Genomic DNA, 23,912 nt, shown 5'->3' with positions numbered 1-23,912 from the left:
CGTCTTTTGTTCGTCTTTTGTTCGTCTTTTGTTCGTCTTTTGTTCGTCTTTTGTTCGTCTTTTGTTCGTCTTTTGTTCGTCTTTTGTTCGTCTTTTGTTCGTCTTTTGTTCGTCTTTTGTTCGTCTCACTTTTCCGTTACTACACTCCCTCTCCTTGGGAGAGGGCTGGGGAGAGGATATTTTGTTTGTCTTTTCTATAAGCTTTCTATAAGCTTCTCCCAAATTAACCATTAACCATTAACCATTAATCATTAAATAAGGCTTCCTATAAACTCTCTAAATCTACATTATTTTATTTCCCCACCCCCATTTGCTAATTTGCTAATTAACTCATTTACTAATTTTATCCGCTTGTGTGGCTCACACCTGCCTGTGTGGCTCACACCTCACACCGTCATTGATTGGGTATTATTGGTATTTCTGACATTTCTGATATTAATCAGTTTTATTGACATTTTTGGTATTATGGTATTAATTCAGTTTCAATTCGTATCTTTGCAAAGTAATTATAAACTTTTGTACCAATGAAAACATTCTATGCGGTTGCTATTATTGGAATTATGCTATTGGGCATAGCCCATTCAGCACTTAGTTTCAAGAAATACGACCAACTTTCGGCAGAAGCCTTTTGGTTTTTCAGTGCAGGGTTAGCCCTTATTTTTGCTGGTTTAGCCAATGGCTTACACTATCAGTTACAACTGCCTATTACTTTTCGTTATGTACTTGCTATAAACGTGCTATTAGTACTTTTTACAGTATTTTTAGCGATAAAAGTACCTGCTCCCACTACCCTTTTAGTAGCGATATTCTCAGCACTACTTTGCATAGCAATTTTACTAAACAAATAGATAGGCAAGTTATTGTATTCATAACTCAATTACGATGAGTTTAATAAAAAAGAGCTGTTCAACAATGAACAGCTCTTTTTATCCGCTCTGTGTGAGACTTTAAAAAAAATGAAGCTCTATTTTCTTTTATATTTGTAACTAATTTTTATTTCAAATCTGTCGTTTGCGACACTTCTTTTAGAACAAAATTTCATTAAACCTTATACTTACTTACCTTAAGGCTTATAAATAACTTTACCATTAGAAATAGACCCAAACTCATAAATGATAATATAGAATCCTTTTGCGTATCTCGACATATTAAAATCTAAGCTTTTGCCGAAATCTAAATCTCCTTGTAAAATTCTCTTACCCGAAAAGTCAAATACTTTAACTCCAATTTTATCTAAATTATCGCGATTATTTAAGTAGTATAATACTTTTTGGAGCTCTTTATCGTTTAACTCTTTTCCTGAATATTTAGCGTCCAACCATTGCTGTAAATCCTCTGTTTGAACACGCAAAGTCGAAGTCCTATTCGTGAAAAATTCATATACAGGAATATCTTCATTTGTGCTTTTAACGGGACTATTATAAGCAGAAGCCGACCTAAATGAAGTTTGGTGTATTGCTCCGTAATAGCGGGCTATAGTATTAGACCATTTTGTAGGGGTACCACAGTCTGATATATATCTCATTTTCGTTTCCACAACAAGAGGATCAGCAGTATATCGTTTAGCTACAAATTCCTCTTCCCTATTTGTACCTCTAAATTCAAAATTGTCCTTGGGGTCTTTGTAAACAATAGTATTTTTCCACTCTACTTTTATTGACGCTCCTCCCATATAATCATCCAATATTACGTGTTTTATTATTTTTGGGGAACCATCACAACACGGAGTACCATAAGGTGATTGTGGGTGATTTTTGATAGTATATTGAGCGTTAGCCCAATTTCCTTGGTATCTCACGTAAACCTCTTTTTCAAAAGATTTTACAGTGCCATCTTTATAAGTTACAACAGCTTTAATAGTTCTATTTCCATCCCAATAGGTACCTCTAAACACACAACTTTTAGTACCTTGTCCTGAAACAATTTCCAATCTATATTCAGGATCTTCCCATTTAATAGTAGCATCATTAGGGATAGGAGCTATTAACTCAAAAGTAGCATCTGTTCTCAAGCAAAATTCATCAGGGCCTGCAATAGTGGCTTTCTGCAAAGCCTTATAAGCATCTACCAACCCATAACCCATCTCATTGTTCCAAGTGCCATTAGGACGAGTATAAGTGTTTTGGTAGTTATAACCTCCTACTTTTTGTGCAGTTTGTTCTATGATATCAGCTACTTGTTTAACTGTTAAATCAGGATTTACTGAGAGTATTAAGGCAACTACTCCTGACACTTGAGGTGCTGCAAAAGAAGTTCCATCACTTGACAAATATGTATTATTAAGACCAGTAGAAAATATATCTATTCCAGGGGCAACAACGCTTAAATTATTTCCATAATTAGAAAAAGGAGCTCTTCTATTATTTCTATCTATTCCTCCCACTGCAATTACATATTCATTTGATGATGGATAGGATAAATTGTTAGAAGAATCATTTCCAGATGCGCATATTATTAAAACATTTTTTTGTTTAGCATAATCTATTGCTTTTTCAATAGCATCTGTTTTGAGAACAGAAAGACTTAATTGTATAATTCTCACTCCTGAGTTTACAGCATAAATAATTGCATCATCTAATATAGAACTTTCAGGAGCAAAAATTCCAACACAAACAGGAATAACTTGTACTCCTTTCTTTTTATTACCCCCAACAATACCTGCAATTCCTTCTGCATTATTTGTTTTTGCAGATATAATCCCTGATACCTGTGTTCCGTGACTATTTGTTGTTCTAACATCATTGCTCTGAGTAATAAAATTCCATCCTTTTAAATCATCTATAAAGCCATTTCTGTCATTATCTATATAATCCCCTGTAGAAGGATTGTTATTATCTTTCCATAAATCCTCATTAGGATTTAGATAAACATTTTGATAAGAATCTCTTCCTAAACCAATATCTTTGTGTGCCCAATCTAATCCTGAGTCCAATACTCCAATCTTTATGTTTTCATCTCCAAAAGAAAACTTCCAGGCATTAAATATATTTATTCGAGATAAATACCATTGTTTATCAATTGAAGAATCATTACTTTTAATTTCTTCATTATACTTTCCTATGGCATTATACTCTATAACACTAAATAATTGTAAAGACTTTAAATATTTCATATAATCCTCATAAGATATGTTATTTGGGACTTCAATATCATAATACCCTAATATGTTTGCCCTAATAACTTTTATATCAGAAGGTATTGTTTTATTATCTTGCAATTTAACCGTTACAATTTGATTATTTAAAGTAAAAAAAACTCCCTTCTTGTAGTAAAGTCACTTTCCCATTGGTGTTACTTACTACACTAGCTTGTTTATCATAATATTGAGAAAAAGCAATATTAAATAAAAAAGTAATACCTAAAAATATAAATGTTTGTACTTTCATAGCTTTTAATTTTCATTGTTAATTTTTAAAGAAATTCTTGTGTTGTTATCTATTTTAGGATATATTCCCCAATAATATAGCCAACTAAAAGCAGGATAATGTCCCTCTTTGGGTAGTGAAACTTCTAAAAAAAGAGTACTGTTTGTACCTTCCTTTTCTATGAACTGATTTTTCACTGTATAGTAAAGATTAGGCATTTTTTTTTGTCCAATCAAAAGAGAATATTTATTAAAATTAACAATAGGAATAGTTGTATCATTAAATATTTCTTCCAACTGTTTTTCTGAATTGATAATAAGAATAGAATCTTTATCAATTCTATTGAAATAATTAGACTTCTCTCCTTTATTTGAAATTTTAGTAGAGAGAAATGTTTCTACTTCTTTGTCTATAGTAGGAGATATCTTTTGTTTTATCTCTCCTGTCTTTGAGCAACCGCATCCCACTATTACCAATAGTAATAATGCTAAAAATGTTTTTGTTTTCATGTCTCTATCTTTTTTAAATATTAAAAGTTACACTTTGTAGTAATAAAAATACTCATTAACAGTTTGCCCTATTAAAAATATAGGCAAAAAGAAACTTAATAGTAATATACATTTTTTCATTTTAATTACTTTTTTGAATATTAAAACTTACATTAGCATTGTTAGGTAGTTTCTTAACAACAATACCATAGAGAAAAGTATCAGGTTTTGTTGCCAATCCTGATATTTTAACTGTTAGACTATAGTTATTAGCCTTTATTTTCACGAATTGGAAATGAAAATCAGCTTGATTAGCATAATTATCATATCCTAATAAAAGAGTTTCTGTTGTAAAATCTATATCCTTAAACTGTTCAAGAGTACTAAATTCTACATTAGAAAATGCACTATCCAATGTTTTTCTATTTTGTATCACTTTATAGGTGCCAAATTTTTCATCACCCAAATAAACTGTTATCTTAGGAATTTCTCTTACAATCACAGCCTCAGGAGAAGTATCCTTGTCTGCTTTTGAGCAACCACACCCCGCTATTACTAATAGCAGTAGTGCTAAAAATGTTTTTATTTTCATTTTAATTATTTTTTTGAATGTTAAAACTTATATTAGCATTGTCAGATATTTTCTTCACTATAATACCATAATAAAGTACTCTTGGTTGAGTAAAAAATGTATCCGAAAGACCAACTTTGAGAGTATACTCATTATTCCCTTTTTTTCTAAAATCGTAAGATTTCACCCCATAAGTATGAACAAAAAACTTACTTCCTAATAAAACAGTCTGTGTAGAAAAATCTATTTCTTTAAAAATAGTTCTTTCTCCTAGATTCTGATTAGGAAACAAATCTTGTAATTCTTTCCTACTCTGGATTACTTTTAGAGTATCTTTCTCAAGATTAATTCCCAAGAGTTGCTCTTGAGGAATTTCTCTTACAATCACAGCCTCAGGAGAAGTATCCTTGTCTGCTTTTGAGCAACCGCACCCCACTATCACCAATAGCAGTAGTGCTAAAAATGTTTTGATTTTCATAGTTATATTGCTTTTAAAGTTATGCTACAAAGTTACGAAAAAATTTGTTATAATATATTGTATTTTACAGAAATCTTTGTTGGGTTATCTATTTTATGATTTACAGCTGTATTTTTATTGTTCTTAAAATCCAGTGGCAAAGGTGAGCAATCCACAAAACACTTGTCTGCTGTTCTCCAATACTCTCCATTCCTCTCAAAGGTCTCCAAGCAATCAAGCCTCTTTAATCAATTTGTCTTAAAAAGCTAAGCTTCTACTTGTTTGATTTTTTAAGGCTTTAGCTTTACTCTTTTTACGTTGAATTCCCATAATAAATTAATAAAAAAGAGCTGTTCATTGCTGAACAGCTCTTTTTAGTTATGAAAACTATTAACGATTATCGGTATAATGTAAAGTTGCCATAGAACTCACGTTTGTCGTATAATTCATCGTTCACCTCAATGATATACCAGTAGTCACCAGCTGGTAAGCTACGACCGTCGTAATTACCATCCCAACCCTCTCCTGATTTGAGCAGAGCTACACGTCTACCATAGCGGTCGAAGATGTAGAAGCGAGCATTCACGTTGTTGTCTAAGTTTTTAGGTTTCCAAACATCGTTAATTCCATCGCCATCTGGGGTGAAGAAGTTCGGTACTTCAATGTCAAGATATTCTTTTTCTATCGTCATTGTACGTACACAACCTTGTGCATCTTCCACCTTCACTTCTATGATTTTAATGCGTCTGCCATTATCTATTCGTTCAGGGTCATTATGCTTAATTTTGTATATACGGTTATCGCCACTATCTACTCCGTTGAAGTAGTAAGTATAGCCCTTCACTGTGCTAGTTACCCCTCCTGTAGCTATCACTTCTATCGTATTGAGGGTAGTGTTGGTTACCTGACTCAATACAAGCGGAGTGATTTGGTCTACCGTAAAGGTCTTGCTTGTTGTACAATATCCTGTGATAGGAGCTACCGCAGTGTAATGTATATGAATAGTTTGAGTGCGGGTTGTTCTATCAAAGTTATCGATATAAGCTATATTACCTACCGTACGAGTAAAGGCTGTACGACTTGCCGTACCGTTAAGACTATAAGTTATCTTAGAGTAATCTACTTCTGTATTTCTGAAACGTACTATCAAATGGTCTACATAGTTATTCGTATTCATTTCACAAGTACCTTCTTGTTCTACATAGCTTATAGCTATATCAGGGAACTCTTCTACAGTAAAGCTAAGTGTCTTAGTCATCGTACACTTATTAGTATCTTGTATCACTACTTGATAATAAGTGTTCTTAGGTGATGGAGCTAATCCTGAGAACGTTTCTGATGAACCTGCTGTTACTCCTGAGCGTCCGTCTATCTTTTGGTTATTATCAGCTCTCACGATATTTACTGTATAAGAACCTGTACCGCCTGCGATATTGTGAACTGTTACACTTCCTCCATTCTCACCATAGCAAGTAAAGAAGGTTGAGTTAGTCACATCGATATCAGCAGTAATAGGTTGTGGATTCGTAAAGGTATAGCTTCCTGCTACGGTTACTGAACAGTTCTTAGCATCTACTATATCCACACGGTAAGTACCTGGTTTAATACCTGTAAAGGTTGCTTCACCTTCATTAGTAGCTATTTCAGGTAAATCACTGCCCGTTGCCGATGTTCTCACTAAAATATAGTGATAAGGACGTGCTCCTCCTGTTACACCTGTTACTTTAAGAGTACCGTCATCAGCATCAATACAAGTGATTGGGGTTGTGGTTACTGAAATAGTAGAGGTATTGATACCACTATATGGGTCAATAGTCACACTCAAAGTACCTGTAGCAGTTGCACAGCCTAAGGCATCGGTTACTGATATAATATAGCTACCTGCGTCTAAGCCACCAAACTCAATTCCTGGAGCACCTGCTCTCACATTAGTTTGTACGTGTGGAGTACCACCTCCTACAGGAGTAAGTGTTACAGTAAAGGTTTCTTGACCTCCTACTACTGTTAAGGCTGCTACCCCGTTCTTATTAGCACAATCGACAGATACTTTTTGTCGAGCATCTCTCACTTCTATCTCAGCAGGGTTAGAAGGAATAGTAAAGCGTGTTTTCGGTACTTTACATCCTACTCCATTCACTGTTACTTCAATATCATAAGAACCACCTTTCAAGTTCACAGTAAAGCTACGTGTACCTGCTGGTATCGTTGCCGAAGTAGAAGTAGCTACTGTAGCTCCCACTGAGGTAATGGTATAAGTATATCCATTTGTTGATTGATCGCCGTTAGAAAGGTCTGTATCCACTAATCCGAGTGTGATAGAACCATTGTCGTTATGGCAAATCGCTCTCACTGGGTTAGTTGATTCTATCGCAAAAGTATTAGGTTGTCTGATACTGTGTACCCCTGTAATGCTACAACCTGTACGTTCGTTAATTACTTCTATTGTATAATTGCTATTACCAAAGCCACTTGAACCTGTAAGTGGTACACTAAGGGTAGTAGCAGTAGTAGAAGTAATAGCCACAAATCCATTATCAGTACCTCGGATAGTATAGCGCAATGGAGTGCCTGCTATATAAGTAGGCGTTACCGTTAAGCTAATATTTATCACTTCATCTACCACACAAGTTACTGAGGTAGTTGTGGTGATGCTCATTGAGGTAAGAGCAAAGGCAGGAGCTACTGTTACGCTGGCGGTATTAGTACTGCAAGTGCCCGAAGCGTCTTTTATGCTTACGTAGAAGCTACCTCCATTGAGGTTTGTTAAGGTGTACTCAGTACCTGTGCCTAAACTATTACCTGCTCCGTCAAAGAACTCAGTAGTATAAGGAGGTATACCTCCTCGTATCTTAGTTACATCTACACTTACTTTTGGTGTAGTCATTCCTGCACCTCCCTCACATACATATTGAGTAGCTGAAAGAACATCTGCATCAAAGCTCAAAGGCTCTGGTGAAGTAAGTATTGTTTCTACCATTGCGGTACAACCTGTACTATTAGTAACGGTTATTTGGTATCTTACCCCTTGCGTAGTACCTCGTAGCTGTGTAAAGGTAGCATTATGAGTTCCTGCGGTTGAAGGCGTAGTAGTTACCGTTACGTTGCTACCATCGGTTAAGTCTATGGCACTTGTAATTCTAAATGTATAGGTATCAGGGTCGGTAGGGATAGCTACGTCTATGCTTCCTGTTGGGGTAGCTGTGAGACCTAAGTTACATTTTTCGTTATAAGCTTGAGTTACTATGGTCGATGGGTCGATAGGTGTTGGGTCTACCACTTGAACTTCTTTCACGATGGGACAATCGCGTGTTTCTGCATCAAATATACTGATGCGGTAGGTAGCAGCCTCAGTTGGGTTGGTAATAGTTACCACACCACCTGCTGGCAAGGCTACATTCTCTCTAATAATTTCACCTGCTAACGAACCGTTATCTAAACGCTCTAAGGTATAGCTGTATACACCTGTACCTCCAGTGGCTACTACGGTTATTTCAGCCGTAGGTGTAGCACACGTTTTTACTTTGCTCACGGTAGCCGTAGCAGTGATGATAGCCGTAGTACTGAATGTTGTACTAGTAGCACAACCATTCACATCTTTCACAACGATAGTGTGATTTACTAATGGGCTTACTTCTACCTCAAAGGCTTGATTAGCTATTGTCCAAACCACAGGCTGATCAGCACTACCATCTAAGGTGTAATAGTGGTTACCTTGACCTATCTGGTTGAGGGTCACTCTCACTGGTATCTTACCTGTTATATTGTTATAGGCTTGGCAATTCAAGGCTGTAACATCCGATATACTTGGTACATCAAACATTCCTATGGTTACAGCAGCGTGCTGTATACAGCCATAAGCATCGCTTACATATACATCCCAGTTACCTGCTGGCAAGTTGATGTAAGTAGAAGCTTGCGTAGTGCCTGTCATTACCGCTGGGTTATAAGCTCCACCTGCGGTTACATAACCATAAGTATAGCTTGCAGTACCTCCTTTGATATTCAACCACGCTTGACCAAGTGTACTACAAGAGGCTTTCTGAGTAGCTACAGTAGATACTTGTAATGCTACCGCTGAGCGTTTTACTTCAAATGGGAAGGCTTTCACACAACCTGTATTTTCAGCAAACTCAATATAGTATTTGCCTGCTGGCAAGTTACTATTGGTGTTTTGTGTGTTATGGAACGGAGCTGTTACACTTCCTCCTGCACCTACTTGTTGGTGATTATCTTCTCTGAATATCTTCCAAGTAATAGCTGTTGTGCTACCTTGGAAACCTGTTAAGGTATAACTTACTGTACCGTCATTACCTCCTGCACATTTCACATTGGCTACTTGTAAGGTAGCACCCAATGTAGAAGCCGTAGGCACTGGCATAGTAGCTTGTTGAGTATATCTACAACCTGTTGTGATGTTGTACACCACAAAGGTATATTGAACACCAGGTGTTAAGTTTGGTATTTTCACAGCTACTCCTGTACCAGAAGCAGTTCCTCTATACCACGTATCAGTTCCTCCATTGAGGTTGGCGGTTGTCAATTGTTGTGCAGTAGCCGTATTTGGTGGATTCACAATTCCTGGGCGATATACAGCAAAGTAAGCATTAGTAGTTGCACTGAATGTTGTGCCATTACTTGCCTTAATAACTATACTACTTGTAGTTGTACAACTTGTAGGTGTTTCAGCAGTGATAGACATTACATTAGAATTAGGATTAATTACAGTGCTAAGTTTAGTTTCACAACTATTAGCATCAGTGATGGTAATATCATAATTACCATAATCCAAACCAGTGAACTCTGTTGGCATATTATTAGAAGCGGTTAAAGTATGTGTACTTTCATAACCGTTCAAGTTATTTCTCAAATGTACTGCAAAAGGTGGAGTACCTCCTCCATTAACAAGAGTTACAGTGATAGCCGCTAAATCAGCTGCTGCTGATGTACAGCCCATTTGTTTGGTAACCGTAGCTGTAGCGGTAAGTTGTGGTACTGCATCAATAGTAAAGTTTTGAGTAGCCACACAACCACGATTATCAGTTAATTCAGCTACATAGTTACCTTGTGCTAAAGCAGTAGCTGATTGTACAGTTCCTCCAGTATCTTTAATCACTAAGGTATATGAAGCAGTACCTACATAGTAATCATTTGGTGTAATTGTAACTGAACCATTCGCTTTTCCACAAGTAGCTTTGGTAGTAGTGAACGGTTTCAAGAAGCGAGGTGAATCGCTTAATAAAGTGATGTAACGTTCAGCAGTACATTCGCTTCCGTCAGGTTTATAAGTTACTTGGAATCTAATAACAGTAGTAGTGGCTACACTCACTGCTACAGTAGCTTGTGAAGGAGCCGTAGCTATAGTAGTATAAGTTACACCATTATCTACACTGTATTTAAATTCTTTCATTGCTGTAGGGATACCGCCTTGTGCTGTAAGAGTGTAGGTTACACTACCTCCTTTACAATCAGCATACTGTTGGGTAGTAGGCGATACTTGTAATGTCAATGGGTCGTATACTTGGGTAGTAACAGTAGTACTACAACCAAATCCATCGGTTATAACAAAGGTATGGTTTCCTGCTGGCAAAGCATCAGGATATACATAGCTATTAGTGTTGAATGAATAGATAGCTCCTCCTACACGTTGTACTTTATAATTACCATTCCCACTGAGCATTGTAATAACTACTTTCTTCTCATCACCTGTTCTATAACAGTAAGATTGAGGTTCGGCAGTCGCTGAAATAGTAGCTTTATCTTCAATCTCAAAAGTAGTTTCTGTTTTACAGCCATTAGCATCAGTTACTACTAAACTATAGGTTCCTGCTACAAGGTTATTAAACTCATAAGGGTTAGGCGTTTTAGCAGCTGGCTGTGGAGCACTTAAAGTACCTGTTACCAATCCCACTTGATACTGATAACCTGGTGTACCTCCCGTAGCCGATACTTTTACTTTAGCCTTTCCTCCATTGTAACAAGTTATTTTCTCCATTACTACGGCAGTAGGTACAATAGAAGTAGGTTCTCCTATCTTGTAACCCGTTTGTAAGGTAGTAATACAGTTTGGATTATTAGCATCTTGTACAGCTACTACACCGTTTTGAGTAGCACTTAATCCTGTAATAGTAAAGACTCCTTGTGCATCAAGGGTAGTCGTAGTCCAAACCGCTTGATAAGGATCAATAGAATATTTAACAGTATTAGAAGCTGGATTTATTACTCTAATACGCACTTGTCCGTCACTAGCTCCTTTACAGCTTACATTCTTCTCAGCACCATATTTCTCAATACGCATTTGCTTGAATTTCTCAATATTCACTAATTGAGAAACTTGTGAAGCACAATATTGTGTAGCTTGCGCTACTTTAATATTATCCACAGCATAATCATTGCCTAAGTTACCATAACTTGCAGCCGCTGTATTTACAATCTTAACGATAAGAGTACCATCGGTAAGACCTGTCAATTCAGCTTCGGTAAAGGTAACACTTACATTCTTCCAGCTTGTAGCATTCACAGTGCCTACATTCTTGCCACGAAGCAGTGCTCCATCACTCTTGTGTAATTCTACACTGAAACGAGGTGCTACTCCTGAGGCACTTGAAATAAGATTCAAGGCATCAAAACTTACAGTTATAGGAGTAAGAGCAGTTGCTCCTGTAATGCGTTTTTCATACACTAATTCGCTACTACCATTTCCTGCAATAGCCAAATAACGTCCTCCCGAAGGGTCAGTAGGCGATGGTACCCAAGAGGCATTAGTTCCTACTTGTTTAGTAACTACATAATTACCATCAGCTAAGTCACCATCAGTCTTACATACTAAACCTGTAGTGGCTCCTGATAAGCACTCATTAGCACCTTTGCCAAAATCTTCTACGTATAGTACATTAGGCGTAGTAGCTGTATTCAAAGTCTTATAGTACACAGTAATAGAGTGCGTACCTGGCGCTAACCATCTACTGAAAGTATTACCTGCGATAGCTGTTTTACCACTACCATCTATACTGTATTCATAAGTTTGACTAGTAGTTGAAGCAATCGTTACAGTTACCATTCCATAACCATTATCACAACGATAGGTAATAGGGTTGGCAACGGTAAGAGTCGGTACGGTTTGTGCAACAATATTCACAGGGATAACAATACGGCAATCCTTGCTATCTTTTACATACACATTACCAGAACCTCCCATAAAGCCAACGTTGTTGGTTCCATAAGTAGTTTCTCCATCAAAACTATAACGGTAAGGAGGTGTGCCTCCTGCAACATTGTTTACCGCTATTTTATATTGATTACTTGCATCGCAATCTTTATCGGCTACTACTCCTGCAAAAGCTCTAAGAGGGTCTTTAGTAGGGGCAATTACAATAGGTTTCTGACTGTAAGTACATATATTACCCCCTACATTCGATTTCATTTCTATCTCATAGCTTCCTGCGGGCAAACCAGTAAATAATCCTCCTGAACTTGTCTTGAAAGCAGGTGTGATGCGATTACCATTACTATCTAACTTATACAAGTTAATAGTACGATTTTGGTGTTGGCTACCTGCTGGGAATATCATATTGATGTGTCCACTATTAGGATTGCTTTCACACTCAATTTCTTGAGTTACCGACAAGGTATAGCTATGTGGATCTGGTGGTGTAATCGTTACCTTGTTAGACAAAGCAAACTTACCATTATCCATATCTCCTACTATAAATACATATTCTCCTACTTGGGTAATATTTGGCACATCTACATCTACGTTTGTTTGGTGTCCTAACTGTAATGCAATAGGTGAAGTAGAAGCAATTGCCGTTTGTTCGTCAGCAAATTGTTGTACTCCATTGATACTCCAAATATAGAAACGATAAGTAGGTTTACCACCTTCAGCTTTAAGTTGTAACTTAGCAGTGTTACAATCTTTCCAACCTTTGAAGGCAGCAGTCATTGTCATCTCGGTGAGTTTATCTATCGTTACATTACCATTATACTCACAACCTGGTATTTGCACTGAAGTAACTTTAATATCATAAGTACCTTGTGGCAAGTTAGGAATGCGGTAATCATTTGTATTGATATTGTCAGTTCTTAGAAGTACACCTCCTTTGTAGATTTCTACCTTATAGTTTACACCACTGGTGCTAAGAGTTAATCTCACTGAACCTTGTGAATAGTTTGTTTCATCAATCTTATCAGTAAGGTTACCACTTAATCCTGCTGTAAATACTTCAAAATAGAAGTTTTCATTACAATCTTTCAAGTGTAAACGATATTTACCGGCACTATTAGCTGTAAAAGTAGCGTTAGAATGTACCGGATTCCAACAATTATCATCGGTATTACGACAATCAGGAGAAGTTTCTGTACAGCCTCCACTCCATTGTTGCCATTCAAAAGCAGTGTTTTTATAGCTTACCGTAATATTCTTACTTCCTCCTTGACAGAAGTAGAAGTGGCTTGTCCAACTACCATCACCAGGACAAGTTACCCCTATATTCTGAGCTTGTGCGCGAATAGGGTCGGTAGTAGGTGAAATACCTTGATAGTTGATAGTTTCTACTGTTACTACTGAAACTCCTTCACAAAAATTCGTTTTCTCTACTTTATAAACACCTGGTGAATTAGCAACAATTGATTGTTTTGTTTCTCCTGGTATGAGGCTTCCATTCTTATACCATTGATAACTTGTAAAGCCTCCTACAGCTTCAAAAGTCATCGCTCCAGTACCACAGAACACTTCCTGACGATTGCAATCCGTTGTATTTATGGTGATTGTTTTAGTACCTGCTTCCGTTTGTTGATTTCCCGTACAACCTGCTGCTCCTCCTTCGTAGTCTATATTCATAGACGTCTTCAAGAAGTTCTCACAAGGTTTTAAAAAGTCATTACAATCGCCTACAAGTTTAAGAGGAATACGTATTGTACGGACAGGGTCTCCTGCTTTAAGCGTAGATTGCAATTGTACGCCTCCTGCTGTACCTCCTATCACAAACTGATAGCTCTTAGTAGCATTATTATAGCTACTTTGAGGAAAAGGATTATTCACTGTGCCATCACCTGCCCCATTAAGGTCAGGGTTACCATTAGTAACTACGGTAGTATTAGCAGGAAGTTTTACATTTATAGTTGCTTTATTGATATTTTCTAAACCGTCGTTCTGATAAGTAAGTACATAGAAGAACTCCTGATTAGGGGTCAACTGAGTGATAGTATTTCCAGAAGTATCAGTATAACGATGACTCGATTTTAGTTTAGTAGCGTTAGATTTCACTGTTACAGTGAAAGAACAACTAATGGTATTTCCCTTTACATCAGAAAACGCATAGGTAACGGTATGAACTCCTATATTGAAATAATATGGAGGTGTATGGCTCTTTGTAGTAGTGATAGTACCACTACAAGTGTTATAAGCCGAAGGTTCTTGCCAATTTACCGATTTACCACAGGCTCCCTGATCAGCAAAAACTGTAATATCATTAGGACAAGGTCTTCTAAACTTAATGGCATCACTTCCTGAAGCCACCTGTACAGTAGTAGATTTAGTGTATACTTTAGCATTACCACAACCTATACCTGGCTTCAAGTTATATTCAGCCAAATAGTGAGTAGTGGTCGTAATATCCTCAGAGAATGAAGGTCCCGATTGAAGTGGAGACGAAGTAGTTTTTTGTCCATTAGCATCAAGCTTAAACCATCGGATATCAAAAAGATGTCCTGATACTCCAAGAAATACTTTAACTGTATTAGTTTCGCATAATCCTGATTTATCTACTAATAAATAAGGATCAAAATCACCAGTACTATTTATCTCTATATCTTTATTTACTGTTTGGCAACGGTGAATAGTCCTCACCATATAATGCCCCATAGGTAAATTAGAGAAAATATGATAATATTGGTTTTGTGACTGCTGGTAAGTTGCTTTTTTTACAAAAGTAGTTTGAGTAGAAGTAGCACTCGGTTTAGAGTACAGCTCATAGGCAACAGGGAAAGCCACTTGCTGTCCTGTTAAATCTACTGAAATCATACCAGTGTTGCTACCACTATTACATACTGCAGGGTTTAAAACAGGATTTAATTTCACCACATCTCCTATAGTAATCTCTCCATAATCTTTACTATCTCCTATATATGGAGTAGTGGGATCTCTTAAATCAAAAGAAGTATAATTACCAGAACTACCAGGAATAAAACCAAAGCTTCTAAATTTATAACCTTGGTAAATATCAGGATATACCCTATATTTTCCTGGTAATAGGTTTGAAAAAGTCCCTCTATGTCCTGTTTTATAAGTATTAGTACCATCTACTTTTACAGGTTCCCAACTACGTCTACCATTAGCGTCTTGTACTTCTTTTTCTAAATAAACTCTTTCTGAAAGAGAATTATTATATACAGAACGACCTAAATCATAGTTTATCTGTCCTATTTCACAATCACGTTCATATTCTAATTTAGGAGTATAACGAGTTGCGGGTAAGAAAATATCTTTTGTAGTTGTATTATTACAAACATCAGTAACAGTAATTCTGTAATTGCCAGAAGGCAAATTGGTATAACCCAATGAACGACTAGAAGGCATCGTATATTCTATTGGATAGGTAATGGTACGTGTAACAGTAGCCGACCAACTAATCTTACCTTGATAAGTTACCGATTTTGTACCATCTACAGGAGCTATCTTAAATTTTAATGGGTAGTAAAAACCACTACCTAAATTCTGGAATAGAAAAGCTCCTGTTCCCTCATAAGAACCATAACCAGCTGGACGTAAGTTTTCCCAAATTTTATCAATCGGATTAGGAGATGTTTCTTTATTGTATATTACCTTTACTTCCGAAGTACAAGTACCTTTACAAGTAGACGGGTCAGTATAAGTAAGGCGGTAAAGTCCTTCTCCTGTACCTCCGCTTAAAGTAACAAGCCCATTATAATAAGGAGTTGTTGTCCACTGAGCTTTTCCTGAACTTGCCCCTACTGTACCCTCTTCTAAAGGAACATTTACCCAAGGACCTGCCGAGGTACCACTAGTACTTCGCTCTAATTTAAAGTTTTGTATCTTTTGCTCACTAGGCCATTCTACACGATAATCGTAAGTTCCTCCATTTAAATTAGGTAATTTTCTATTATCATAATATTTTATTTCATAAAAAAACTGTAATAGTTTTTCAATAGCTCCACAAGTACCTACTTTATGTCGTTCATATGAACGATTGCTTGTATTTAGTACTTCTGAAGAAGGACAAGAAGGTGTTGCTACTTGGTTGTCGTCCAATTTAACTCTTTCTACAATAGTATTTTTAGGTCCTTTTATAGTAATCTGTATTTCATCACCTTTACGCAGCTCGTGTGTATCTACTTCTACAGAGGTATTTCCATCATACTTAAGTTGTATTTTTTTATAGCGACGGCTTAAAATGCGTATTTCTGCATTTCCCTGCTGATTAAAATGATCTCTAAGTACTTCTCTACTCGCATAAGCGGGCAAAACAGCTCCTTTTTCCTTATCAACAAGTTCAATTTTAATCTTAAACCTATCGCAGTTTATTCTCAATCTGGTGAGATAACGCTTATTTGTTTTTATCTCAATACAATCAAAATTCTTTGTATCAGCAGGTATCTGTATATTCGGAAAACGACGTGTTTCCCCACAATCATTGTGTACATTTGTAATATCTCTTATTTGTACTTTTATAGTACTATTCTGAGGAATTCTATGCCCCGCATTACCTCTTACTTCTATATAATTATTACCTATAGGGCGAGTAAAACTTTGTGCAGGAACAAGTACTTGGTCATTCATATCAAGTAAAGTTACCTCAAAAGGACCAATTCCTCCACTAGGTATTCGGAATCTTACTCCTCCATTATCCTTTCCACAAGTAGGAGCTAAAGCCTGCAAGTTCTGGATATTCATTATCTTATAGCTAGAAATAACCTTTACGCTTTTAGCTTCAGAGTTTCCGTTTTTTGCATCATATACTGTTACCGTATAGTTACCAGGATTTAAACTAGTAAAAGTATATTGTCCTGAGGTACCTCCTGCCATTCTCTCCAAACCTGAATCAGTACCGTAACCTTCTAAGCGTACAAAATAACCTTCACTACCAGGCGCAGGACAACCCGAAGGAAGAGGTGATACTGGCTTTGCCTCTACCTTTAGCTGTGCATCGGAGTAACAAGTACCCGCCGTAGGCGTTACTTTTATGTCTATACATTGAGCTGACGCAACTCCTGCGAACATCAAAAACAAAATTGCTGATAAAAACTTTTTCATTATCATTAGTTATTAAACTATGGTATATAAAACTGCTATTCTTAAAACTAATATGTATATTATGTATACAGAGTTAGTGCGACAAAAGTAATCTTTTTTTTTTAATTACACATCATTAAAGTATATATTTTTACGTTTTTAAATCAAAAAAAATATAGGTTTTTCATTTCCAATATTTTACACTATGTTAAAGTCTTGTTAAAGTTTTACCCAAATGCATTTTAGATGTTTTTTAAGTTGTAAAAACTTTTCTTTTTGCAGAAATAAAATACGATTTCAATAATATTTTATCTAACAGATAATATAAGGCACATTAAAAATATCTATAGCGTTAAATTAAATATTGCTAAATTACTTTACATAAAAAGTGAAGAGATGTTTTCTATTTACGGCTACCTTCCTCGTGCAGGAAAATAGCCACAAATCCGATACACTTATTTTAAGAAGTTAGGCGTAATTAGTCTTTAAACCAGACTAATTACGCCTATTTTGTAGCGGGAACTGGACTCGAACCAGTGACCTTCGGGTTATGAGCCCGACGAGCTACCTACTGCTCTATCCCGCGATTTCTGGGTGCAAAAGTACAACCTTTTTTTTATATACCAAAATTTTTCAGGTATTATTTTTTACACTTTTCACTCTTCTATATATACTCTCTTGATTCTGTGCGCCATAGAGGTAATAAGTTCATACGAAATTGTACCTGCCGATTCCGCTAATGTCTCAGCTGTATGGTCTTTATCAAATACAATTACCTCTCCTCCCTCTTCACAAGGAATATTAGTAACGTCTACCAATATCATATCCATACACACATTACCTATAATAGGCGCCTTCTTCCCATTGATAAATACAAAGCCTTTCCCCTTACCGTAAATACGGTTGATTCCATCAGCGTGACCTACTGGTATAGTGGCTGTTTTAGTAATATGGTCAGCAATGTAACCGCGATTATAGCCTAAACTATCACCTACTTGCAAAGTGTGTATTTGTGAGATAACGCTTTTGAGAGTCATAATAGGCGTAAGATATTGTTGTAGCTGAGCGTCATTGGCAAAGCCGTACATTCCTATACCACAACGCACCATATCAAACTGAGCGTGGGCATAATTCAGTATGCCTGATGTATTACACTGGTGGTAAATTACTTTATGAGAGAAGGTTTTGTTTATCTTTTCTTGGAAAGTAATAAAAGTCTTAATCTGATTTTCAGTAAACTCTTTCTCATTCATATCCTCTGAAGCCGCTAAATGAGAATAAGCCGTTTTCACTGTCACCGTAGTATTATTTTTTAACAAAGTGAGCTCTTGGTCTATTTCATTTAAATCAAACCCCAAGCGATTAAGCCCTGTGTTACATTTAAGGTGCACAGGATATTTTACCAAATGGTGTTTCTCAGCATACTCCAAGAATAGCTTTGTAATACGCTGTGAATATAATGTCGGTTCTAATTGATATTTTACAATATCATCAAAATTAATAGGTTGTGGGTGTAACACCAATATAGGAAGTGTAATACCTGCTTCTCTCAAAGCTTTACCTTCGGAAGTGTAGGCAACTGCAAAGTAATTCGCCAATCCTTTCTTTTGCAAATGTAAAGCTATAGGCACCGAATTATTCCCATAAGAGGAAGCTTTTACCACTCCCAAAAACAAAGTTGTAGGTTTGAGTCGGCTTTTTAAGTAAAGAACGTTTTTTTCTAAGGCGGTAAGGTTAATTTCTAAAACGGTTTCTTCTGTTTTCATTTATTCTTCAATTTTTCTAACATTAATCTTGTTTGCTCTGAAAGTACTAATTTTCCTGAAATAGCTGCGTTATTTATGAGCTCTTGTTCCCAATGCTCAGTGTGTTGCCAAGTGATGCGTTTCATTTCCGACAAAGCTACTGGGTTGGATTTCAGAAGCGTATCTATAAAATGGTCTATTGCTTCGTCCATATCTTTTGTATTTTCGAACACGCGAGCAATCAACCCTTTCTGTTGAGCCCAATAAGCACTTTTCCATTGGTCAGGAGCCATAAAAAGCTCGTTGAGCGTTGCTTGTCCGGCTTTACGTAAGATTGCAGGAGCAATCACAAAAGGACCTATGCCCAGTGAAAGTTCCGATAGCTTGATACTCGCTGCTTCGGTAGCAAACACATAGTCTAAGGTAGCGAGTAAGCCCACTCCTCCGCCAACAGCCTTGCCTTGAGCACGTCCAATAATAAGTTTTTTACAGCGACGCATCGCCAAAAAAAGATGCGCAAAGCCCTCAAAGAAACGTTTTCCTTCTTCTTTATTGCTAACGGCTAAGAGCTCGTCAAAAGAAGCTCCTGCGCAAAAAGCCCTATCTCCTTCACTCTTGAGAAGTATAATGCTTACTTCTTCATTTTCAGAAAGCGCATCAATTTCTTTGGTAAGTCTGTTTAGCAACTCCAAAGGGAAAGCGTTCGCATTAGGATGTCCAAAAGTAGTAACAGCCAGTTTTTTATCTATTTTCGTATACAACGAACCTTGCAATCTATCAGTCATTGTTATTATAAATTTATGGCAAAAGTATAACTTTTTTCGCAAATAGGTTTGGTAATTAGAAAAAATATTTTACCTTTGCGCTCACAAACGGGGATGTAGCTCAGTTGGCTAGAGCGTTTGGCTGGCAGCCAAAAGGTCGTGGGTTCGAGCCCCATCTTCTCCACAATAAACATTATTTTTTTTAGCGTTTTAGACTATAATTTATTTTGCAATTTCTAATGCATTTATAGTATTCTATTTCTTATACCTTTTACCACAATTGCTTTATCATTTTGTGTAAGAGTACCCTAGTAGTTAGCAATGGTATTTACAAATCTTTCTATGTGGTGGTGTACTGCCTGATTTTAGAGATATACAATATTTGCTTAGTCAGTCCAATGTTTATAGTGTTTGTAGACGACCATATGTACTATTTGTTATTTCCAAACTAATACATTTCAAACTATAATATACGAATGAAGAGACTCACCAATGAAACTACCAAAAAGTTTACCTCAACGTTTTTTGATTCAGTGATACTCATAGCAATGGGGATAAAGTACTCAGCTTTTTTTCAGTAGCCCTTTAAAAATCAGTAGCTCTTTAAAAAGCTGTGTTTATTGTAGCCTTTTAAGGAATAGAAATAATCTCTTTCTACATAGTGAGAAATCTTTTTCAAAAAAGAGAAATGCTCCTTATAAGTCTTTTGTATAGGGTTGTAGGTTATCGTGATGATGAATGTGTTTTCTCTGTATTTTTTGATTTTAAGAAATACAATCCATAGTGTAAAACGGGTATTCCTTATCATAATTTCAGACAATTCCTCCCTTTGGATTGATTTCTAATGTATACTATTCGTTTTTTGCTTTTTCTCTTGTATATTATGTTATAGTTATGTTACAGTAAGCAAAAAATAAGATAGTGTGTTATGTCATAATTGTTGCTCTTGTGCTAAACCTTAGCCTTTCTTTTTCTCGCAGTGTGTATATCATTCTATAACCATTACAATTATAACTTTTATATAATTTGTTATCTCGAAGAATAATAGAAAGATTGTATTATATTTGTTATACCTATGCTGATTTGTTATACCTATGTTGATGGGATACTTTTCTTTGCAAGATGATTGTAATAAAACCTTTTCACTAAATAGTACTATGTCACAATAACCTAGCATCGAGGCAAGGGTCGATTCCTCACAAGAGGCTTTGGAACTCTTTAAGGGCAATTATCTTGGGTATAGACAAGGAAGCTATTCATTAGGAAAGAGCAAACGCTTTGAAGATAATGATATTTCTTTTACGAGTTTTGCCCTCTAATTGTATCGATCAGCTCTTTGTAGAAAAGGTTTTATAGGAACGATTATTTAGGTAATCTTTGCTAGAGAAATTTCCACGAGATTTTTTTTCTTAAGAAAGCAAAAACACTTATACTTTTCTAATCAATTATTAAAAAAAACTATGAAAAACATTTATTTTCTATTTTATACATTATTATTGGTAGCCTGCAAGGGTATTGCTGATAATGAACTAAATGAGGCCTTAATAGCGGCAAAAGAAAACAAAAAGGAACTTCTAAAAGTTTTAGAGCATTATCAAAATGATTCTTTAAAACTAAAAGCAGCTGTTTTCTTAATAAAGAATATGACTTACAAAGGTAGTGTGTATTATCCTGAAAGAAAGAAAATCCATCAAATAAAGAAAGAAGCTATTGTTCAAGGATTTCTCGATGAAACATCCTTGAAAGAAGCAGAAGAAAATATACAAAATTTTTCATTTCAAAAAGATATTGAATACATAACAGCAAACTACTTGATAAAAAATATAGATCTAGCTTTTGAGGTTTGGAACAAACGTACTTGGGCTAAAAAATATTCATTTAATGAATTTTGTGAATATGTACTCCCTTACCGCATATCACAAGAGCCTATTGAAGATTGGCGTGAAAGTTACTACAAGCGTTATGCTTTTCTGTTAGATTCTGTTTATAAAGGTGATGATGTAGTAGAAGCTGTAAATGTAGTTTGCAAATATCTAAAACAAGAAGGCTTCCTTTACACACATATTCCACAAACATCGCCCGAAGCTCCTTTATTCTTGTTAAACAATCGTATAGGAAAATGTGCCGATATATGTAATCTTTCCATATATATCTTAAGAGCTTTAGGACTTCCCGTTTCTTATGATTTTTATAAAATTTCCCCTGAAACTGCCAATAACCATAGTTGGAATGTAGTCATAGATACCCAAACCAAACAAGGAGTTTCTTTCTTTTTTAATGATGAACTTTGGGCAGAGAGAAATATAAAAAAAACTGATGGGAGGAAAGCTTGCAAAATTTACAGACTTACTTATTCTGAAAGAAAGCCTGATGAAGTACTTTCGGTATTGAGATTACCTTCCAATTGTATAAATGTTAGCAGTGAGTATTTTGGTACTTCTATTAAAATTAAAAATGCTAAATGGGTACAAAAAGCTCCTATTTATCTTGGTTGTATTATTCACGGACAATTTGTACCCATAGACATACCTACTTACGCTAAAGACAGCTTGATTTTCAAAAATATAGAAGACAATAACATTTACCTCTTAGCATCTTTTAAAGATAAATTTTCTTGTATTTCTACCCCTTTCTTATTTAAAAACAATCAAATAAAATACTTCGAGAAGACAGGAAGTGTGTCTAATGAAAAAATAACCCGTAAATATCCTCTTTTTGAGTGGAATAAAAACCGTTTATTGAGAGTAGTAAATGCAACTATTGAAGGTAGCAACTCGGCTTATTTTGCTACTTCAGAAAGGCTAATGCTCATTGATACTCCTTCTGTAGCTTATAATAAAAAGGACTTTCATAGCAAAAATGCCTACCGCTTTGTAAAGTTCAAAGCTAGTGCCGATGTACCCTTAGAATTAGCTGAATTACATTTCTTTTCTGCTGAAAAAGAGCTTATACCTAAAAAGATACTTTCAGGAGCTTCTTTTTATGATGTCCCTGAAATGGACATTAAGAATTGTTTTGACAACGACCCTCTTACTTATTTTTTATCAAGAGCCAATGGAGACGCTATAACCTTTGATTTTGGAGAAAAAGAAAATATAACCAGTGTTGTATACGTACCTCGTAATGATGATAATTTCATAAGATTAGGCGATGAATATGAACTTTATTATTTCTCTCCTGAGAAAAAAGAATGGGAATCTTTAGGCAAACAAAAAGCTACCACATCTTCTTTAAGATACATTATTCCTGAAGGTGTTCTCTTATTTCTTAAAAACCATACACGAGGAGTTGAAGAACAAATCTTTTTTATGAAAGATCATAAGCAAATATTTTTATCTGATTTGAAATAATCACATCTTTCACATAATCCACTGTAAAATAACATACAAGAACGATTATTGTAAATCTCATTATCATTCTCAAAAAGATTCTCAGAGGCTTCCATAAGGTAGTTTACTATATCTTGTACATTTGAATAAGGCTTCCTTTTCTTGTAAACAAGAGAGCTGTACCTTTTCAGAATATAGTTAAGTATAAAAAATGATGTCCTTACTAATATCTCAACCCAGTTTACCTTTTCTATCCATTCAGTAATAAATTGACACATCGCTTTAAGTCTCATTTGTTTGTATTACAAAAGGAAAACAACCTTCTCCATTTGCTCTTTTTGAGTAGGGAGGATTAGGGGCTGTTGTCAAATCCTAAAAAGTGTAAGTTCCACTAATAATTGCAATTTTAAGTAGTAAATTTTAGTAAAACTTTTATTTTTCAGAGGGTTGCCCCTTAGAGGCAAAACCCTCTGAGAAATAAAAAAAGAGAAAAAACTATAAAAGTCTTTTCTCTTTCAAAATAAATGCTTTTCTTTGTAAATGACAATGAAAGAATATAAGCATTTAAATTTGGTGCAAAGGTCGGTAATTTCTGCTTTAAAAGCAAGCGGAATCAAACAAAAAGATATTGCTCTTTATGCAGAGTGTAATCCCTCTACCGTCAGTCGAGAGCTGTCAAGAAACAAAACAAAGACAGGAAAATACAGACCAAAAGTAGCTCAAGAAATCTCAGAAGAGCGTAAAGAACGTTTTAGGAAAGAACGTAAATTTACTAAAGAAATGAAAGTTTTTGTTATTAAGCATATCACTGAAGAACAGTGGTCTGTTGAGCAAATTGTAGGGTATTGTAAAAAAAATAGAATACCAATGGTTGGAAAAACAACTATCTATAAATTCATTCACCAAGACAAAGAAAACGGAGGCGAACTATACAAACACACTCGTC

General features: G+C 35.7%; 11 protein-coding genes and 2 tRNA genes. 4 read left to right on the top strand and 9 right to left on the bottom strand.

Going from position 1 to position 23,912, the window contains the following annotated elements:
- Positions 1-524 precede the first annotated feature (524 nt).
- Positions 525-848: a hypothetical protein gene (locus HMPREF1320_RS06220; RefSeq protein WP_009410227.1), complete on the top strand. Its 324-nt coding sequence runs from the start codon at positions 525-527 to the stop codon at positions 846-848.
- A gap of 215 nt (positions 849-1,063) precedes the next feature.
- Here the strand turns inward: HMPREF1320_RS06220 and HMPREF1320_RS06215 are convergent, their stop codons facing one another.
- From HMPREF1320_RS06215 to HMPREF1320_RS06180, 9 genes are all read right to left on the bottom strand, one after another.
- Positions 1,064-3,217: a S8 family serine peptidase gene (locus HMPREF1320_RS06215; protein WP_232207533.1), complete on the bottom strand. Its 2,154-nt coding sequence runs from the start codon at positions 3,215-3,217 to the stop codon at positions 1,064-1,066.
- A 19-nt stretch (positions 3,218-3,236) separates the two neighbouring features.
- Entirely contained in the window at positions 3,237-3,386 is a 150-nt protein-coding gene (locus HMPREF1320_RS11480; protein ID WP_009417900.1) for a hypothetical protein, read from the bottom strand.
- Between the two features lie 5 nt (positions 3,387-3,391).
- Entirely contained in the window at positions 3,392-3,874 is a 483-nt protein-coding gene (locus tag HMPREF1320_RS06210) for a hypothetical protein (protein WP_009417902.1), read from the bottom strand.
- Between the two features lie 121 nt (positions 3,875-3,995).
- Positions 3,996-4,445 carry a hypothetical protein gene (locus HMPREF1320_RS06205; protein ID WP_009417893.1) on the bottom strand — a complete coding sequence of 150 codons (450 nt, stop codon included), beginning with the start codon at positions 4,443-4,445 and terminating at the stop codon, positions 3,996-3,998.
- Position 4,446: 1 nt separating this feature from the next.
- The gene (locus tag HMPREF1320_RS06200) at positions 4,447-4,902 is read right to left on the bottom strand and encodes a hypothetical protein (protein WP_009417894.1); all 456 of its coding nucleotides are present in this window, start codon (positions 4,900-4,902) and stop codon (positions 4,447-4,449) included.
- A gap of 376 nt (positions 4,903-5,278) precedes the next feature.
- The gene (locus HMPREF1320_RS06195) at positions 5,279-17,155 is read right to left on the bottom strand and encodes a T9SS type B sorting domain-containing protein (protein WP_009417897.1); all 11,877 of its coding nucleotides are present in this window, start codon (positions 17,153-17,155) and stop codon (positions 5,279-5,281) included.
- A 486-nt stretch (positions 17,156-17,641) separates the two neighbouring features.
- Positions 17,642-17,714, bottom strand: a tRNA-Met gene (locus tag HMPREF1320_RS06190).
- Between the two features lie 70 nt (positions 17,715-17,784).
- Positions 17,785-18,894 carry an alanine racemase gene (gene alr, locus HMPREF1320_RS06185; protein WP_009417891.1) on the bottom strand — a complete coding sequence of 370 codons (1,110 nt, stop codon included), beginning with the start codon at positions 18,892-18,894 and terminating at the stop codon, positions 17,785-17,787.
- Positions 18,891-19,658, bottom strand: coding sequence for an enoyl-CoA hydratase/isomerase family protein (locus tag HMPREF1320_RS06180; protein ID WP_009417901.1), 768 nt, complete (start codon positions 19,656-19,658; stop codon positions 18,891-18,893). The genes alr and HMPREF1320_RS06180 overlap by 4 nt, the downstream gene beginning before the upstream one ends.
- Positions 19,659-19,747: 89 nt before the next feature.
- Between HMPREF1320_RS06180 and HMPREF1320_RS06175 the strand changes: the two genes are divergently transcribed.
- The 3 genes from HMPREF1320_RS06175 to HMPREF1320_RS06155 all read left to right on the top strand — a co-directional run.
- Positions 19,748-19,821 (top strand) — tRNA-Ala (locus HMPREF1320_RS06175).
- Positions 19,822-21,097: 1,276 nt separating this feature from the next.
- Entirely contained in the window at positions 21,098-22,987 is a 1,890-nt protein-coding gene (locus tag HMPREF1320_RS06165; protein WP_009417898.1) for a hypothetical protein, read from the top strand.
- Positions 22,988-23,512: 525 nt separating this feature from the next.
- Positions 23,513-23,912: helix-turn-helix domain-containing protein (locus tag HMPREF1320_RS06155; RefSeq protein WP_009417903.1), on the top strand; the 400-nt coding region annotated here is incomplete at its 3' end.

The sequence above is a fragment of the Capnocytophaga sp. oral taxon 335 str. F0486 genome, from assembly GCF_000277665.1.
Taxonomy (GTDB): domain Bacteria; phylum Bacteroidota; class Bacteroidia; order Flavobacteriales; family Flavobacteriaceae; genus Capnocytophaga; species Capnocytophaga ochracea.
Note: the sequence above shows the minus strand (reverse complement) of the source record. Positions and strands in the feature narration are given on the sequence as shown.

Excerpts from the sequence above, each read along its gene's own strand:
- HMPREF1320_RS06220 (WP_009410227.1), top strand. The coding sequence starts at position 525 with ATGAAAACATTCTATGCGGTTGCTATTATTGGAATTATGCTATTGGGC.
- HMPREF1320_RS11480 (WP_009417900.1), bottom strand. The coding sequence starts at position 3,386 with ATGAAAGTACAAACATTTATATTTTTAGGTATTACTTTTTTATTTAAT.
- HMPREF1320_RS06210 (WP_009417902.1), bottom strand. The coding sequence starts at position 3,874 with ATGAAAACAAAAACATTTTTAGCATTATTACTATTGGTAATAGTGGGA.
- HMPREF1320_RS06205 (WP_009417893.1), bottom strand. The coding sequence starts at position 4,445 with ATGAAAATAAAAACATTTTTAGCACTACTGCTATTAGTAATAGCGGGG.
- HMPREF1320_RS06200 (WP_009417894.1), bottom strand. The coding sequence starts at position 4,902 with ATGAAAATCAAAACATTTTTAGCACTACTGCTATTGGTGATAGTGGGG.
- HMPREF1320_RS06195 (WP_009417897.1), bottom strand. The coding sequence starts at position 17,155 with ATGATAATGAAAAAGTTTTTATCAGCAATTTTGTTTTTGATGTTCGCA.
- alr (WP_009417891.1), bottom strand. The coding sequence starts at position 18,894 with ATGAAAACAGAAGAAACCGTTTTAGAAATTAACCTTACCGCCTTAGAA.
- HMPREF1320_RS06180 (WP_009417901.1), bottom strand. The coding sequence starts at position 19,658 with ATGACTGATAGATTGCAAGGTTCGTTGTATACGAAAATAGATAAAAAA.
- HMPREF1320_RS06165 (WP_009417898.1), top strand. The coding sequence starts at position 21,098 with ATGAAAAACATTTATTTTCTATTTTATACATTATTATTGGTAGCCTGC.